Annotated in this window: 12 protein-coding genes and 1 pseudogene; 12 read left to right on the top strand and 1 reads right to left on the bottom strand. The window is 50.6% G+C overall.

Features of this window, described 5'->3' with window-relative positions; genetic code table 11:
• Nucleotides 1-3 precede the first annotated feature (3 nt).
• The 5 genes from BAZ21_RS18530 to BAZ21_RS18510 all read left to right on the top strand — a co-directional run bounded on the left by BAZ21_RS18530 (nt 4) and on the right by BAZ21_RS18510 (nt 10,300).
• Nucleotides 4-7,437 (top strand): amino acid adenylation domain-containing protein, encoded by a 7,434-nt coding sequence (locus tag BAZ21_RS18530; protein ID WP_068503873.1) that lies wholly within the window; start codon nt 4-6, stop codon nt 7,435-7,437.
• A 38-nt stretch (nt 7,438-7,475) separates the two neighbouring features.
• On the top strand, nt 7,476-7,694 hold the full coding sequence (locus BAZ21_RS18525) for an MbtH family protein (RefSeq protein WP_007429477.1): 219 nt from the start codon (nt 7,476-7,478) through the stop codon (nt 7,692-7,694).
• A 291-nt stretch (nt 7,695-7,985) separates the two neighbouring features.
• Nucleotides 7,986-9,047 (top strand): SPFH domain-containing protein, encoded by a 1,062-nt coding sequence (locus BAZ21_RS18520; RefSeq protein WP_068503871.1) that lies wholly within the window; start codon nt 7,986-7,988, stop codon nt 9,045-9,047.
• A complete protein-coding gene (locus tag BAZ21_RS18515) occupies nt 9,044-10,045 on the top strand; it encodes a sugar kinase (RefSeq protein WP_068503869.1) in 1,002 nt (333 codons plus the stop codon). Before BAZ21_RS18520 ends, BAZ21_RS18515 begins: the two co-directional genes overlap by 4 nt.
• A gap of 75 nt (nt 10,046-10,120) precedes the next feature.
• Nucleotides 10,121-10,300 carry a hypothetical protein gene (locus BAZ21_RS18510; RefSeq protein ID WP_007429480.1) on the top strand — a complete coding sequence of 60 codons (180 nt, stop codon included), beginning with the start codon at nt 10,121-10,123 and terminating at the stop codon, nt 10,298-10,300.
• A gap of 69 nt (nt 10,301-10,369) precedes the next feature.
• Here the strand turns inward: BAZ21_RS18510 and BAZ21_RS18505 are convergent, their stop codons facing one another.
• The gene (locus BAZ21_RS18505; RefSeq protein WP_068503867.1) at nt 10,370-11,458 is read right to left on the bottom strand and encodes a LuxR C-terminal-related transcriptional regulator; all 1,089 of its coding nucleotides are present in this window, start codon (nt 11,456-11,458) and stop codon (nt 10,370-10,372) included.
• A 141-nt stretch (nt 11,459-11,599) separates the two neighbouring features.
• On the opposite strand from BAZ21_RS18505, the gene BAZ21_RS18500 reads away from it, so the two are divergent.
• The 7 genes and pseudogenes from BAZ21_RS18500 to BAZ21_RS18470 all read left to right on the top strand — a co-directional run bounded on the left by BAZ21_RS18500 (nt 11,600) and on the right by BAZ21_RS18470 (nt 16,314).
• The gene (locus BAZ21_RS18500; RefSeq protein WP_068503865.1) at nt 11,600-12,415 is read left to right on the top strand and encodes a class I SAM-dependent methyltransferase; all 816 of its coding nucleotides are present in this window, start codon (nt 11,600-11,602) and stop codon (nt 12,413-12,415) included.
• Nucleotides 12,402-13,487 (top strand): saccharopine dehydrogenase family protein, encoded by a 1,086-nt coding sequence (locus tag BAZ21_RS18495; RefSeq protein WP_068503863.1) that lies wholly within the window; start codon nt 12,402-12,404, stop codon nt 13,485-13,487. The genes BAZ21_RS18500 and BAZ21_RS18495 overlap by 14 nt, the downstream gene beginning before the upstream one ends.
• A gap of 214 nt (nt 13,488-13,701) precedes the next feature.
• Complete coding sequence (locus BAZ21_RS18490) at nt 13,702-14,064, top strand: hypothetical protein (RefSeq protein WP_256021788.1); 363 nt, start codon at nt 13,702-13,704, stop codon at nt 14,062-14,064.
• A 46-nt stretch (nt 14,065-14,110) separates the two neighbouring features.
• Nucleotides 14,111-14,290 (top strand): hypothetical protein, encoded by a 180-nt coding sequence (locus BAZ21_RS18485; protein ID WP_068503861.1) that lies wholly within the window; start codon nt 14,111-14,113, stop codon nt 14,288-14,290.
• A 24-nt stretch (nt 14,291-14,314) separates the two neighbouring features.
• A complete protein-coding gene (locus BAZ21_RS18480) occupies nt 14,315-15,028 on the top strand; it encodes an HAD family hydrolase (RefSeq protein WP_068503859.1) in 714 nt (237 codons plus the stop codon).
• Complete coding sequence (locus tag BAZ21_RS18475) at nt 15,025-15,633, top strand: GNAT family N-acetyltransferase (RefSeq protein ID WP_068503857.1); 609 nt, start codon at nt 15,025-15,027, stop codon at nt 15,631-15,633. Before BAZ21_RS18480 ends, BAZ21_RS18475 begins: the two co-directional genes overlap by 4 nt.
• A gap of 181 nt (nt 15,634-15,814) precedes the next feature.
• A pseudogene (locus tag BAZ21_RS18470) lies at nt 15,815-16,314 on the top strand (ribosomal maturation YjgA family protein).
• Nucleotides 16,315-16,340 lie beyond the last annotated feature (26 nt).

The following is a 16,340-nucleotide window of genomic DNA, read 5'->3' as shown; positions in this document are numbered from 1 at the left end:
TGTATGCTCAAGCATCAGGATATTCGTCTTCCTTTGTCGGGAGCGCAAGCGGGTATTTGGTTTGCCCAACAGATGGATGTGCAAAATCCGGCCTATAATACCGGTGAATACGTTGAAATTCACGGGCCAGTCGATCCCATTTGCTTTAAGGAAGCACTTCGTTGCACGGTGGCCGAGGCTGAATCACTGCATTTGCGGTTCGGAGAGGATGAGGATGGACCCTGGCAGGTGATTCAGCCTTCGGAAGAATGGACGCTGCACCAAATAGATGTAAGTGCAGCTCCTGATCCTCGTAAAGCTGCTGAAGTCTGGATGAGGGATGATTTGCTCAAGCCGATTGATCTTACCCAAGGGCCGCTGTTTACACAGGCATTGTTCCGGGCAGGTCATCATCAATTTTTCTGGTATCAGCGTGTTCATCATATTGCATTGGATGGCTTTGGCTTTTCGCTCATAGCACAGCGGGTGGCTCAACTGTACACATCTTTAGCGGAAGGCCGCTTTGACGAAGAGGGCCGCTTTCCGCGGTTTAGTCAACTATTGGAGGAAGATTCGGCCTATCGTACCTCGGAGAAGTTTGGACAGGAGCGTGAATTCTGGATCAAACGCTTTGCCGATGGGTTCGAGGTGGTCAGTTTGGGAGATCATGCGACGAGAAACTCCGGGCATGTAACTTCGAAAGAAGTGATGACTGGAGGTTTCGTACGCGATACCGCATATGTCACCTCTGCGGAGCGTGAACGTCTTCGGATGGCTGCGGAACGTCTCAATGTAAGCTGGCCGAATTTAATCTTGGCGGCAATGGCTATTTATATTCACCGGCTCACAGGTGCACAGGAGGTTATACTTGGCTTGCCGATGATGAACCGATTAGGCTCAGCCTCGCTCCGTGTGCCGGGTATGGTAATGAATTTGCTGCCGCTGTGTTTGTCGATTCAGCCAGGAATGAAGGTATCCACATTGCTCCGCCAATTGGTTCAGGAGCTGAATGAGATACGGCGTCATGCAAAATACAGGCATGAGGAGCTGCGGCGTGATCTGCGCTTGCTTAGTGAAAACAGGAGATTGTTTGGTCCATTGGTCAATATTATGCCATTTGACTATGAGCTGAATTTTAACGGTTCTCGCGGAACTACACATAACCTGTCGGCAGGCCCTGTTGATGATCTGTCCTTGAATGTCTATGACAGGTCGGACGGTTCTGGATTGCGCATAGATTGGGATGCTAATCCTGCTATGTATAGCACACGGGAGATAGAAGAGCATCAACAGCGTTTCTTGCAGTTGCTTACAAAGCTCGCAGCTTCGGAACCAGAGCAGCCGATTGGACAAATCGACCTCCTGCTGTCTGCGGAGCGTCAGCTTATCCTGGAGGGCTGGAATCGTTCTTCCAGTCCGATGCCAGTCGCTTCCTTACAGGAAATGCTGCAGCAACAGGCGGAACTTAGACCTGATGCTGCAGCTGTGGAATGTGGCAACGACATGGTACTTAGCTATAAGGAGCTCAACAAGCGGGCAAACCGATTGGCCCATTGGCTGATTGCTCATGGGACAGGACCTGAGCAGGTCGTTGCCCTGATGCTCCCACGCTCCGTTAACATGGTTATAGGGATGCTGGCTGTGCTTAAAACGGGCGCGGCTTATGTTCCGCTGGACCCTGATTATCCGCAGGATCGTGTTGCTTATGTGCTGGAGCATGCGTCTCCAGTCTGCATTTTAACCAATGCCCAAGTAGCGGATCGCATTCCGGCAGACATTTCTGTGCCACGTATGCTTTTGGATGGAGGAAGCGGCCAAGAGGATTTGGCAGCCGTTTTGAACGGACACAGCAATGAATGTTGCGCAGCCTATCCGGATACGAATCCTACGGATCGCGAACGTGTTCAGCCTCTATCCACGGACCATCCTGCGTATATTATTTATACGTCTGGCTCGACGGGCAAGCCGAAGGGAGTTGTTATTACTTTCAAGAGCCTGACGAATTTTTTGCTCGCCATGCAGGATCAATTCACGTTGTGTGAGCAGGATCGACTGCTGGCAGTTACGACGATATCCTTTGATATCTCCGGGCTGGAAATCTATTTGCCCTTGCTGAATGGTGCGCAACTGATTATTGCCCGGAAAGAAACCGTTCAGGAGCCTTCTGCTTTGGCCGAGCTGATTAACCGTTCACAGCCTACCCTGATGCAGGCGACTCCTACACTGTGGCATGTGCTGGCAACGGAACATGCAGAGGCTATTCGGGGCTTGCGGGTGCTGGTTGGAGGCGAGGCTCTGCCAGAGGAATTGCTGCATACGCTCCAGCGTCTGGATTGCCGCATTACGAATCTGTATGGTCCCACCGAAACGACGATTTGGTCTACCGCAGCTTCCATCGAAAAAGAGGACACGGGAACACCAGCTATCGGCAGACCTATCCGCAATACGCAGGTGTATGTGCTTGACGGTAGTCTTCAGGCAGTTCCGGCAGGGGTAACAGGGGACCTGTACATTGCCGGGGATGGGCTGGCTCGGGGATATTACGGCCGCCCGGATTTGACAGCGGAGCGCTTTGTAGCCAATCCGTTTGGTCCACCGGGGAGCCGGATGTATCGAACTGGAGATTTGGCCCGCTGGAGATTGGATGGATCTCTTGAATACGGGGGGCGTGCAGACCACCAGATTAAAATTCGCGGCTTCCGCGTAGAACTGGGTGAAATTGAAGCCGTTTTGGCGCGGCATTCCGATGTAGCCCAAGTTTCTGTGATTGTCCGCAAGGACCGGGAGGGCGATCAGCGGCTGGTTGCCTATATCGTACCGATCGCTGCTATAGCAACGTCGGTGCTAACCGGAGCCGAGACAGAGACTATTCAGCAGAAGCCGGGTAAGCCATCGGTACAAAGCGAGCAATCTGATCAAAAAGCGCCTGCCGAACCTGCTGGGTATCAAAGGATAAGAGAGGGCATGGGCTCATCGTCTCATCGTTTGCATTCACTGGCGTTACGTGAATATGCTGCTGCGAGTCTGCCTGATTATATGATACCCTCAGCGTTTGTGATGCTGGAGGCCTTGCCGCTCATGCCTAACGGGAAGCTGGACCGTAAGGCATTGCCTGCCCCTGTTATGGATAAGGATTTCCACGCTCGTACTCCCAGAACACCGCAGGAAGCCATATTATGTGACCTGTTCGCAGAAGTGCTGGCACTACCGAAAGTTGGTATTGATGACAGTTTCTTTGATCTGGGCGGTCACTCGCTGCTTGCCGCACGCTTGATGGCCCGAATCCGGGAGATATTCGGGGTAGAGCTGAATATGGGCGGCCTGTTTGAAACTCCTACGGTTGCCGGTTTTGCGGAACGACTGGATCATGGGCAGAGCTTAAGGCCCTCATTGCTTCCAGCCGTACGTCCACAACGTATTCCCCTCTCCTTCGCCCAGAGTCGATTATGGTTCCTGCATCGGATGGAGGGACCAAGTCCTACATATAATATCCCACTCGTTATCCGTATGTCAGGGGATGTAAATGTGGAGGCACTTCAAGCGGCCTTGGGAGACGTCGTGGCCCGCCATGAGACGCTGCGTACGATTTTTCCAGATGTGCAAGGTGTATCGCAGCAGGTCATTCTGGAAACACAGCAAGCTTGGCCTCTACTGCGTGTGACGAAAATCTGTGAGGCAGATCTGCCACACTTACTTGCAGAAGGGTCCCGTTACTGCTTTGATCTCGCAGTGGAGTCGGCTTTGCGAACGGAGCTGTTCACGCTGTCTGCTGACCGGCATGTGCTGCTCGTGCTGCTGCACCATATTGCCGGAGATGGCTGGTCGCTAAATGCACTCACAAGTGATTTGGCTACAGCCTATGCTGCGCACATCGAGCGTTATGCACATGCGGAACAACCCGGGCAGCCTGAAAGTATAATGCCGGTGTTGCCGAAGCTGCCTGTACAATATGCGGATTATGCACTATGGCAGCAGGAGCTGCTTGGCAAGGAGAACGAAACCGGCAGTCTGATGAACAAGCAGCTTGCTTATTGGCACAACGCATTGAAAGGCCTGCCGGATCAAATAGACCTGCCTACAGACTATCCACGCCCTTCCGAGGCAAGCTACCGGGGGGATACCGTTGCATTTTGCATCGCTCCCGAATTGCATGAGCAGTTACTGCGTTTGAGTCGTGAAAGTCGGGCCAGCCTGTTTATGGTGATGCAGGCCGGGTTGGCTGCATTGCTAACCCGATTGGGAGCAGGGACGGATATCCCGGTGGGCAGTCCGATAGCGGGACGCAACGCAGAGGGACTGGATCAACTCGTTGGCTTGTTTATCAACACGCTGGTACTTCGTATCGACACATCGGACGATCCTACTTTCCGTGAGCTGTTGGAACGGGTCCGTCGTACTTGTCTGGATGCATATGAACATCAAGATGTACCCTTCGAGCGCCTCGTAGAGATGCTGAACCCTGCACGCTCCAGATCGAGACATCCATTGTTTCAGGTTATGCTTGCTCTACAAAACACCCCTGATCTTGAATTGCCATTACCGGGTGTGGAAACTCAGCTGCAATTGGACAGCGTGGGTGCAGCGAAATTTGATCTGACTGTGGAACTGCGCGAGTGTCGGACCGCAAACGGGCGGCCTGATGGAATCGAGGGCTGGATCGAATACAATACCGATTTATTTAAAAGGGAAACGATAGAGGCTATGAAGGTACGGCTGGAGCGGCTATTGGTGGCTGCGGTGGCTAATACAGAACAACCGATAGGGGCACTCGATATTTTGGGACCAGAGGAACGACACGAAATTCTCGTGAAGTGGAACAGTGACACGAACGCGAGCACTTGTCTTAACCAAGCGTCTACCTCGAGCTTGCCTGTTTTATTTGAACAACAGGCTGTCCGTACCCCGGGAGCTGTTGCAGTTTCATACGAAGGTAACCAGCTAAGTTATGAGGAATTGAACGCGCGTGCCAATCGACTGGCGCATCTGCTGATCGCGCGTGGTGCAGGTCCAGATCGCATTGTGGCACTGGCGCTTCCCCGGTCACTGGATATGGTTATTGCGTTGCTGGCTGTGCTTAAGTCGGGAGCCGCCTACTTGCCGCTAGATCCTGATTATCCGGCAGATCGTCTCGCTTATATGCTGGAGGATGCTGCACCTGCTCTGATGATTACCAGCATTCACGTGACAATATCCTCAACTCCGGCCACAAGCACGGTGTTCCCGATTGTACTGGAGGATGCTCAGATCAATAAGGAGCTGAAGTCATATCCCGACCGGAACCCGGTGGATGCAGACCGTCTGAAGCCTTTGTTGCCGCTTCATCCTGCCTATATTATTTATACATCCGGTTCGACCGGTAAGCCAAAGGGTGTAGTGATTCCCCATCAAAATGTCGCGCGTTTGTTCGATTCGACGCAGCCCTGGTTTCATTTTGGTCCGTCGGATGTATGGACTCTGTTCCACTCCTATGCGTTTGATTTTTCAGTATGGGAAATTTGGGGACCGTTGCTTCATGGAGGCCGTCTTGTCATTGTGCCGTACACTGTTAGTCGTTCTCCAGAGCAGTTCCTGCAATTGCTGGTGGACGAGGACGTAACGGTGCTCAATCAGACACCTTCGGCTTTTTATCAACTGATGCAGGCTGATCTTGAACAGCCTGTCCTTTCGCAAAAGCTGGCGTTGCGCTATGTGGTATTTGGTGGCGAGGCCCTGGAGATGGGCCGGCTGACTGCATGGTATGAGCGTCATGCAGACGATGCTCCTACCTTGGTGAATATGTATGGGATTACGGAGACGACTGTACATGTCAGCTACATCGCGTTGGACCGTGATATGGTAGCTGTAAAAGCGAACAGTCTGATTGGGCGTCCCATCCCCGACCTGCGAGTGTATGTGCTGGATCATCGATTTCAGCCTGTACCGCCGGGTGTAACGGGTGATTTATATGTCGCCGGTGCTGGATTGGCACAAGGTTATTTGGGAAGACCCGCTTTGACGGCAGAGCGTTTTGTAGCCGATCCGTATGGTATACCGGGGAGCCGGATGTATCGGACAGGTGACTTGGCCCGCTGGCGGTCTGACGGCTCGCTGGAGTATGCGGGACGCGCTGACCAGCAGGTCAAAATACGTGGTTTTCGCATTGAGCCAGGGGAAATTGAAGCGGTGCTGGTTCGGCATGATGATGTGGCTCAGGCAGCGGTCATTGTCCGCGAAGATCAGCCGGGGGACAAACGACTTGTCGCCTATATTGTTCCTGTACCCGGCGGTGAACCGGAAGCATCCAGACTCCGACTGCATGCAGGAGCCAGCTTGCCTGATTATATGATACCGTCAGCTTTTGTCACGGTATCCGATCTCCCGCTTACACCTAACGGCAAGCTGGATCGTAAAGCATTACCTGCTCCCATACAGATAGCTGCGGGGGGAGGAAGAGGACCGCGATCGCCACAGGAGGAAATCCTGTGTGATTTGTTTGCCGAGACGCTTGGCATGGAGCGAATCAGTATAGATGATGGCTTTTTTGATCTGGGCGGTCATTCATTGCTGGCTGTGAAGCTGATTAGTAGAATCCGCGAGGCCTTGGGTATCGAGTTGGGCATTGGCAACCTTTTTGGAACGCCAACAGTGGCTGGCCTAGCCGAGCAGTTGAACGTAGGTGCCAGTCAAGGGGCTTTGGACGTTTTGCTTCCTTTGCGTGCAAGCGGCGTGCAAGCTCCGCTGTTCTGTGTACACCCGGCAGGCGGATTAAGCTGGTGTTATGCGGGCTTGATCCAATCCATGGGCAAGGATTTTCCCATTTATGGCTTACAGGCTCGCGGGATCGCCCGACAGGAGGAATTGCCGCAGACACTGGATGATATGGCAGCAGATTATATTCGTCATATTCGCACTGTTCAGCCTGAAGGACCGTATCATCTGTTGGGATGGTCTCTGGGAGGGAATGTAGCGCATGCAATAGCGACACAGCTTCAATACGAAGGAGAGACTATTGCGATTCTGACTATGCTGGATTCCTACCCAAGCAATCATTTGCCGCTGCGGGGAGGACCGGATGAGGAGGAAGCGTTAATCGCTCTGCTGGCTCTGGGTGGTTATGACCCGGATAGTCTGAATGATGAGCCTTTGCGGCTTTCCAATGCCCTGCATATCTTGCGAAGCGATGGCAGCGCATTGGCCAGCCTCAGCGAGGAGACGATTTTAAACCTCAAGGATACTTATGTAAATTCTGTGCGTATCTTGGGGGAGTATGTTCCGAGACGGTATAAAGGCGATATTTTATTTTTCCGATCTACAATAATCCCGGATTGGTTTGAGCCGATTGCTTCGGAAACCTGGCTTCCCTATATTGATGGACGGCTAGAGCAGCATGAACTGGATTGCCGCCATAAGGATCTGTGCCAGCCGGGACCTTTGGCTCATATTGGACAACTGCTTGCAGCCAAACTACAGGCTTTCTAAGTCAAATGACACCACAAGCGAAAGGAGGACAACAAACCATGGTTAACCCTTTTGAGCAGAATGAAGGTGGTTATTTAGTGCTTATGAATGGAGAAGGACAATATTCACTCTGGCCTGATTTTCAGCATGTACCGGCCGGATGGGAGGTCGTTCACCAGACAGACAGCCGTGAGGCATGTATGGATTATATAAGCACTCATTGGACAGATATGAGACCGGATTCCTTGCGTCCCAAGGCTGATGCAGTTCGTCGCTAATCCGGGAGCATTATATCTTTATACAACTACACAACTGTTGTTCATTATATGACCCGTGAAATGATGCTAAATGTAGAACCTTTTGATAATATTACGAAATTTTTAAGGATTCATAGGACAGGCAGTGATACGAATCAGGCTGTTTCCTCTAACCGAGCATATCGGAGAGGAAGCGGCCTTTTTTTATATAATGTCATATTGATATTATTGAAAAAGTGTGCTACTTTATTGTTAATAACAAAGTGATAATAACAAAATATCATAAACTATAAGGAAAGCGGGAAAGCGACTATGTTTGGATTTAATTTTGTTAAATTTCAGCCCAGTGAGTATGTGATGAAGGTGAAGAACGGCAAGGTGGTCCGTGAGGGTGTCGGGTTATCCTTTTATTTTTATGCCCCAACGACCTCGGTCGTCGTCGTACCCGTCTCATCCATTGATGTACCGTTCATGTTTGAGGACATGACGAATGATTTTCAGGCGGTGACGGTACAGGGACAGCTGACTTATCGGATTGTGGATTATCGGAGAACGACGCAGATTTTGAACTATACGTATGACTTGAAGGAAAAACGCTATATTTCGGATGATCCGGCCAAGCTGGCACAACGTGTGATTAACATTGCGAAGGTGCTCACCAAAAAGTATTTGGAGCGTGTCCCGCTCAAGGAGGCTGTTCAGTCCAGTGAGCGTTTGGCGCAAAATATGACGAAGGATATGGCTCAGCATACCGAAATGGAAAAGCTGGGGATTGAGGTCATGGGGTTGTCGATCTTGGCGATTTTACCGAATAAGGAGACAATGAGAGCGCTGGAGGCGCAGGCGAGGGAGGAAATTCTTCGCAATGCGGATCATGCGCTATATGAGCGTCGTAATGCTTCCATTGAGCAGGAGCGGCGTGTGAAGGAGAACGAGCTGAACACGGAAATTGCGGTGGAGACAAAAAAGAGACAAATCCGTGAAACTCAGCTTGATGCCGAGCGTTCTGTGAAGCAAAAGCAAAGCGAGATGAAGGAGGAGCAGCTGCGCTTTGACACGGCCTTGGAGGAGAAAAAACGCGAGCTGATTGAGCTGACGGTGACGAATAAAAAGGCTGAAGCCGATGCCAAGGCCTACGAGCTGACAGCAGTGATGAAATCGCTACAGGATGTGGAGCCGAATGTGCTTCAGGCTATGGCCAATATGGATATGAGTCCGGATAAGCTGATTGCGATTGCATTCCAGGAGCTTGCAGAAAATGCAGGAAAAATCGGTCAGTTGAACATTACGCCGGATCTGTTGCAAGGTCTGATGTCTGATGCCGGAACAAGCGGATCAGCAGGCTCGAGAGGAGCTGGAGGAAGAACACGATGAACAGCCGAATCACAGAGCGCAAAATTATTCTGGTGAAGCGTAAAACGCGGCTGGAGGAGCTGATTGTCCGATATAATACGATCCAGCAGGCGCGCTTCTTTATGGAACGGCTGGGTGCGGATTTCAGCGATTATGTGCTGGAGGATGAGAATTACCGCAGGGCGGTGACGACGGCAACGTCGGAATTAACGGCCTTGGGCCGTGTTCAGATTATGGAGCGGGAGCATGTGCCGAACTTTATTTTTGGTGAACAGGACACGGTGGTGGTGCTGGGTCAGGATGGATTGGTAGCCAACACGTTAAAATATTTGAACGAGCAGCCGCTTATTGGCGTGAATCCGGACCCATTGCGCTGGGACGGGGTATTACTGCCGTTTACCGTATCCGATCTGCGCCGGGTGGTGCCGGATGTATTCGTGCACAAGCGGCCGATTAAGGAAGTCACGCTGGCTAAGGCCCAACTGAATGATGGCCAGTCGCTGTATGCCGTGAACGATTTGTTCATTGGGCGCAAAACCCATGTCTCCGCGAGATACGAGCTGAGGCTGGAAGATCAGGTAGAGCAGCAATCGTCCAGCGGCATTATCATTTCCACGGGGCTGGGGACGACGGGCTGGCTGACCAGTGTGCTGGCCGGAGCGGCCGGGATTGTCGGCAGCGCTACGCGGCATCCGATTTCTTTGACTCCAGACCAGTTGGTGTCGGATGAAGTCTTTGGTCAAGAAGCAGCAACAGAAGGAATTAATCATGATCATCGTGCAGTCTGGAGCTCGCCATCGCTTTATTTTACGGTGAGAGAACCGTTTCCCAGTCGGACGACCGCTGCGGAGCTGGTGTTTGGTCAGGTAGCAGCCCAAAAACCGCTGCGGATTGTTTCGCAGATGCCGGAAAATGGGGTTATTTTCAGTGATGGAGTGGAAAGTGACTTTCTGGAGTTTAATGCGGGCATTGAGGCGACCATTGGTCCGGCGGAGAAAAAAGGTCATCTGGTCGTGTAGAGGTTTGTACAGGACGGCATTGGGTAATTATGAGTAAGGTACAACAATCAGATGAAACAAAAAGGAGGAATCAACATGAGCGACCACACTCAAGACGAAGCGAAAATCCGCAACCAGAAGAACGAGGACGGAGATTCCTTGATGGAAAAAACGAAGCTGGACAACGGCGTGGATATCGAGCCAGAGGCTGATGAATGGATTGCCAAGCCTTCCCCAGTGTCATACGATGATACGAAATCCTCTTCGAAGCAATAGGCCCTGCATCTCGATAGAGCAAATATGCAAAGACAGATGATCCTTGACGGTCATCTGTCTTTTTGGCATTTAATTGAATCTGGAATATACCTTCCATACCAGCTCGCGACGGCTGCTTACATCCGTTTTTAAGAAAATGGCTTTCAGATGATCCTGCACCGTGTAGGCTGAAATATGAAGTGCGCTTGCCAGCTCTTTGGTCGAAAAGCCTTGAACAATGAACTGGACAATCTGTCTCTCTCGCTCGGACCATGCATACACCTCCGCCATAAGCGGTAGCATATCGTTTGCTTTGGCAGGCTCGAACCATACGGCTAGCTGGTTCTCGCCTAGATGTCCCTGTCCCCCTTGAAGGAGGGTGGCCCTGAGTGTTAGCCATGGGATTCCAGCGTCTGCGGAGGGAATACATAATCTGGCCGGTGGAGTGGACGTGATAGAAGCTTGCCCGACCGGTTGGAGGGCTGTGGATAGCGCTCGCAAGCATACCGCCCGTACTGGAGCGGGAAGGCTGCTTTCATCAATTCCCTCCTGCTGACGAAGCAGCTTTAGCCACTGCTCTGCTGTTATATTAGACGAAATAAGCTCCAATTTGTCGGAAAGCACCAGAACCCCTGGCTCCATTTCATTTTCCTCGGTCGTGCTTGGAACTGGGGATAAACCGACACTTGCCTGACGTAGATGGTAGGCTATGGACGGTGCCAGTGCTTCAAGCAGTTGTTGCTCCTCGTTACTGAACGCAGGCTTTGTATGGTGGCGGAACAACGTAAGGAATCCCCAACAGCTTCCTTTGTACATGAACGGAATACGCAGCTCATCCCCGAATCCGGCGGGCTGTAAAACATCTCTAAACCGTTTGCTCCGATCCGGTTGACCTTTTGTAGACCCGTGCAGCGTCGCTATGGATCGTCCTTCTCGTACCAACTGATCGTATTTCATCATATCGTCGTGCAAATATTCGTATTCCAGCAGCTTGTTATGGATGTGTCCCACACCCGATTCCGTAAATGCCCCCGTGGAAAGCAGTGTATGCGGATCTACCGAGGTGCAGCACGCAGCATCGAAAGAAACCTGAGTACGCAAGCGGTCGATTAACGTATGCTTGTATGTCTGCTGTCGAGCGTCTTTAAGCTGTGCGAGTTGTGTAAAGTGTACGTTCATAAGCTGCTCCCATCGAAATCCCACATTTATGGGATGGTGGATATACGTGTGGCCTTTATAATTGAGAATAATTCTTAATTAAATCTACATTATACGAATGGTCGGGGAAGATCAAGGCCAAATGTTTGGAGGGAGCCATCAATGCAGCATATCCATACCGAAAATACAGATTCATCCCAACCCATGAGCTGGAATCATCCGAGTGTGCATAAGTACGCCGATACGATTGCTTTAAAAATACCGGGATACGCCCATTTGTATGAAATGACAGATCATTTGATAAACGCACAGCTCAAGACACAAGACTATACGCAGACCACAGAGCCGAAGGTACTGATTGTCGGAGCGGGAGGGGGGCAGGAGCTAATTACGCTTGGAGGGCGGCATGAAATGTGGTCCTTTACGGCAGTTGATCCCTCTGAGCATATGCTGGATTTGGCACGCAAACGTGTGACGCAAGCGGGTATCGGCTCAAAAATATCGTTTGTTGCAGGTACGCTGGGAGATTTGCTGTGTATACAGCGCAATGAGCAGTCTGAAAAACAGTCCAAACAGCCCTACGAAAATCTGTTATATGACGCTGCTACCTGCCTGCTGGTGCTTCATTTTCTTCAGGGCTTGGAGAGCAAACAGGCTTTGCTACGACAGATATCCGCTCGTCTTAAGCCGGGTGCGCCTTTTTGTCTAGCTTCTATAAATGGGAATCCGCAAGAGCCTGCATTTTCCATTCAAATGCAGGCGTGGAAAGGTCATATGCTGAATCAGGGTATTCCCCTGGAGGACTGGGAGCGATTCGCCGCATCCATTGGCAGCGGGTCAGACCCGGTGTCCAATACGGTAATACAGGAAATGCTGGCGGATGCAGGCTTTTCCCACATCACCCGGTATTATGGCGCTTTTTTAGTGAATGCGTGGTTTGCGGTTAAAGGGGGAGAGGCAACTCATGGCAAAGGATAATATCATCATCATTGGCGGATATGGTCATGTCGGAAAAATAATATGTACCGAGTTAAGTGAATGGTTCCCTGGCAAGGTGTTTGCCGCAGGACGCAGTCTGGAGCGCGCTACTGAATTTAGCCGGCAAACAGCTGGTAAAGTACAGCCTATGCAGCTAAATATTCATGAGCCAATTGCCCCGTCAATACTAGAGCAGGCCAAAGTTGTTATCATGTGTCTGGATCAGGAAAATACGTCCTTGGTACGTGCCTGCCTTCAGCATGGCGTACATTACATGGATATCACCGCCAATGGAGCTTTTTTGCATCAGGTGGAGCAGTGTCATCAGGAGGCACGAGCTTATCAGGCCACAGCCCTGTTAAGTGTGGGATTAGCTCCGGGACTGACCAATCTGCTGGCGCTGCAAGCGACACAGCTTATGGAGCAGACGGAAGAGCTGAACATATCTCTGATGCTGGGCTTGGGGGATGAGCACGGTCAGGCTGCTATTGAATGGACAGTGGATCAGATTCATACGGACCTGGAGGTTATGGAAGAGGGTCATCCGGTGATGCGAAAAAGCTTTACCGACGGCAAAGTGACTGACTTCGGTGCAGGAGTGGGTCGCCATCGGGCGTATCGTTTTCCTTTTTCGGACCAGCAGACACTTCCCCGTACGCTCGGCATTCCCACGGTTAGCACACGCCTTTGCTTTGATTCGCGGTTGACTACCCGGCTGCTGGCCGGATTACGAACCACGGGGTTATCGGGTTTGCTCCGACAGCAATCCGTGCGGGATGTAGTGGTCCGCAGCTTCAGCAAACTGCATCTTGGAGGGAATGCTGTAGCGGTCAAGGTAGACGCACGAGGAACCCTCAAAGGCAAGCAGACGAAGGTCGAATGCCAGCTAAGGGGACATCAGCAGTCCAATTTAACCGCCAAGGCAGCTGTGTTTGCAGCGCTGGCTCTGTACCGCTCAGAACTTCCCTATGGTGTATTGCACATGGAGCAGTGTTTTGCGTGGAGTCGTATGCGAGATTGGCTGGGACAGCTGGTAGTCGTAGAGATTCTGGTGGACGGACAGCATGTCTAGAAGTTATAGATTCTAATAAAAAGATTCTTCATACCATCCAAGCCTTATTCAGCAATGCATTGCGGATAGGTCTTGGATTTCTTTTCCTATTGGATTACACTAGAAAGAAGTACATATTTTTGGGAAAGACCGGAGTGGATGATATGAAATGTGGAACCCCAATTCGGTCGATTAGCTGCTGAGGAATGGTTAAGAGAGTACAGTCGGACAGCAAATGGAGGTAATTCAGCAAAGGTTGAACTGGCCGCTGGAGGGCATGATTTTCGATATTGAGCAGCATGTATTCTGGCCTCCTGAATGGGGGGAAAGACCAGCAGATTCGGCAGAAGCTGTAGACATATGTAAACGTGAATTCCTGCGTGTGCCCAAGCTAATCCCGATCAATGGACACAGATATATTCCCGAGCAGCCATGTAAAGCAGGAAATCCGGTATTTTCAGTGTATCAAACGGATATTATCGTGTATGGGGAAGATTTGCAGGATTACTTCCAGCATGAATTCGGGGAGAAGTCTTATGAACAGATTAATTTGGATACCGTAAAAACCGTGCGCTTTTGGAGCAATTTATGCAGTTAACGGTCAGGAGAATGAATAAGCCCAAACGAAAGAGGGGGAGTACGGAGTGAAAGTGGAACAGGATTTGGAAGAAATCAAACAAAGATTGACTCAAATTGAGGCGAAGCTGGAACGCGGGTCGACCTCCGGGAGAATCATCAAGTACATGATTATCATTTTCTTGTCTATTATTTTCTTGTTTTTTGCGCTCGGAGTTGTTCAATTTGTTGCTGGCTCATCGGTATAAAGGACCGTAAGAAAGGAGTTGCTTATGTCTGTAGAAGCGATTATTTTTGATTTGGATAATACGCTAATTCATCGTAAACAAGCATTTGCGGCATATGCGGAGCGCTTTGTGGAACGATTTATTGTGGCAGAAGATCCAGAGAAGCGGGAAGCTGTAATCGAACGGTTACGTCTGGCGGATCAGAACGGGTATCGGGACAAGAGGGAGCTGTATACCGAGCTGCATGCAGAATTGGAATTAAAAAATCTCGATACGACAGTACAAGAGATGCTGGGCTTTTGGTATGGTGAATTTCATAAGTTTACGGTACTGATGGACGGGGCCAAGGAAGTGCTGTCCGAGCTGAGGTCACGTGGGTTGAAGCTGGGTATTATCACCAACGGTTCACTCCGCTCACAGCAAGCGAAAATCGACCGGGTGATGTTGAGGGATTATGTGGATTCCATTATCGTATCGGGCGGTGTGCACATCGAGAAGCCTAATCCTCGAATATTCGAGCTGGCCCTGAAGGAACTGAAAATTGATGATCCCAGTCACGCATGGTACGTAGGTGATCATCCGACAAATGATATTCGGGGTGCACAAAGTGCAGGCTTGCATACGATCTGGCTGGAAGGTTTTATGCCGTGGGAGGAAAAGGGCATCGTACCAGACGATCGGATTGGGAGTCTGCGAGAAATCGTCACTTGGCTGGATCGTCAAAGCTATTCAACGAATATGGAGGAGGGAGCATCATGAGCATACAGCATCATAGGCATGAAGCAGACGATCAGACCCAACCTATCCTGTTATCGTTTCCAGAGCAATTCCAGACGGAGCGATTGACGATTCGCTCTCCACAGTGGGGAGATGGAGCGAGGGTGAATGAGGCCATACGCGAGAGCGCGAACGAACTGCGGCCTTGGCTTCCTTTTGCGAGAAATCTTCCTACGCCGGAGGAATCGGAGATCAGGTCACGCGAAGCCAGACTTAAATTTCTGGAGCGGTCTGACTTGATGCTATATGTATTTGATACAGCTTCGGGAGAATTTGTAGCCAGTAGCGGCTTGCATCGTATCGATTGGGATACTCGCAAATTTGAAATCGGGTATTGGCTCAGAACATCATGGACCGGGAAAGGCATTATAACAGAGGCAGTTCATGGTATTACGGATTTTGCAATACAGCATTTGGAGGCAAACCGGCTGGAGATTCGTTGTGATTCCCAAAATACACGCAGCGCCAAGGTAGCGGAACGGGCAGGCTTTACTTTGGAGGGTATTTTAAGGAACGTCGAATATGACGAAGAAGGAAACTTGGCACACCAGATGGTTTTTTCCAAGGTGCGCGGTATTGAATTTTAGCATCTATTGCGGAGGCTCATTATGATTTACTACAAGATGAAAAATATAGACAAGCTGGTGTGCATACAATATGACATCAGCATAAGATTCAGCATTTTTGCAAGCGCTATCCCAAGGGGAAGCTTGACGAATTTCCAGCAGCCAAACAGAAATTTTCCAGTGTCAGGGCAGGTGATTTAGCATGAGAAGTGCTCGTAAAAGCGTCGGTAGGAAGGCCAATCGGGCAATACAGGTGAAATCTCGCTGGAAAAAACGCGCTGTATATCTGGTTGTCGTACTGGTCGCTATCTTGTTGGGCTTGGGAAGCCGGGCGTTCTCCTCCCGGTTGCCTGAATTCGTTGCCAGTCACTTTGGGGATGCCTTATGGGCGTGCATGATTTACTTTGGGCTGAGAATGTTGTGGGTAGATCGTCAGTTGTCTGTAGCTCTGTGGGGCAGCTTGCTGTTTTGCTTCGCCATTGAGTTCAGTCAGATGTACCAGGCTCCCTGGATTAACCACATTCGGGCGACGACGCTGGGCGGACTGGTGCTCGGCAGGGGGTTCCTGACCGCTGATCTGATCAGGTATACGGTTGGTATCGCGGTATCTTGGGCGCTGGATCAAGGCTGCAAAAGCTGGCGAGGATCAATACACGAATAGACGACGACAAGCCACTCAAACCACCCCAATTATTCAAATAACTTGAAAAGCGAGGGTTGCGCTTGAA

The sequence above is a fragment of the Paenibacillus kribbensis genome, from assembly GCF_001705305.1.
Lineage (GTDB): Bacteria > Bacillota > Bacilli > Paenibacillales > Paenibacillaceae > Paenibacillus > Paenibacillus kribbensis_B.
The sequence above is the reverse complement of the archived record's forward strand: the minus strand, read 5'-3'. Positions and strand labels throughout refer to the sequence as shown.

Bases quoted from the DNA above. Each gene is read 5' to 3' on its own strand.
- BAZ21_RS18505 (WP_068503867.1), bottom strand. From the start codon at position 11,458: ATGAACGTACACTTTACACAACTCGCACAGCTTAAAGACGCTCGACAG.
- BAZ21_RS18490 (WP_256021788.1), top strand. From the start codon at position 13,702: ATGGAGGTAATTCAGCAAAGGTTGAACTGGCCGCTGGAGGGCATGATT.
- BAZ21_RS18500 (WP_068503865.1), top strand. From the start codon at position 11,600: ATGCAGCATATCCATACCGAAAATACAGATTCATCCCAACCCATGAGC.
- BAZ21_RS18520 (WP_068503871.1), top strand. From the start codon at position 7,986: ATGTTTGGATTTAATTTTGTTAAATTTCAGCCCAGTGAGTATGTGATG.
- BAZ21_RS18510 (WP_007429480.1), top strand. From the start codon at position 10,121: ATGAGCGACCACACTCAAGACGAAGCGAAAATCCGCAACCAGAAGAAC.
- BAZ21_RS18495 (WP_068503863.1), top strand. From the start codon at position 12,402: ATGGCAAAGGATAATATCATCATCATTGGCGGATATGGTCATGTCGGA.
- BAZ21_RS18480 (WP_068503859.1), top strand. From the start codon at position 14,315: ATGTCTGTAGAAGCGATTATTTTTGATTTGGATAATACGCTAATTCAT.
- BAZ21_RS18475 (WP_068503857.1), top strand. From the start codon at position 15,025: ATGAGCATACAGCATCATAGGCATGAAGCAGACGATCAGACCCAACCT.
- BAZ21_RS18515 (WP_068503869.1), top strand. From the start codon at position 9,044: ATGAACAGCCGAATCACAGAGCGCAAAATTATTCTGGTGAAGCGTAAA.
- BAZ21_RS18530 (WP_068503873.1), top strand. From the start codon at position 4: ATGCTCAAGCATCAGGATATTCGTCTTCCTTTGTCGGGAGCGCAAGCG.
- BAZ21_RS18525 (WP_007429477.1), top strand. From the start codon at position 7,476: ATGGTTAACCCTTTTGAGCAGAATGAAGGTGGTTATTTAGTGCTTATG.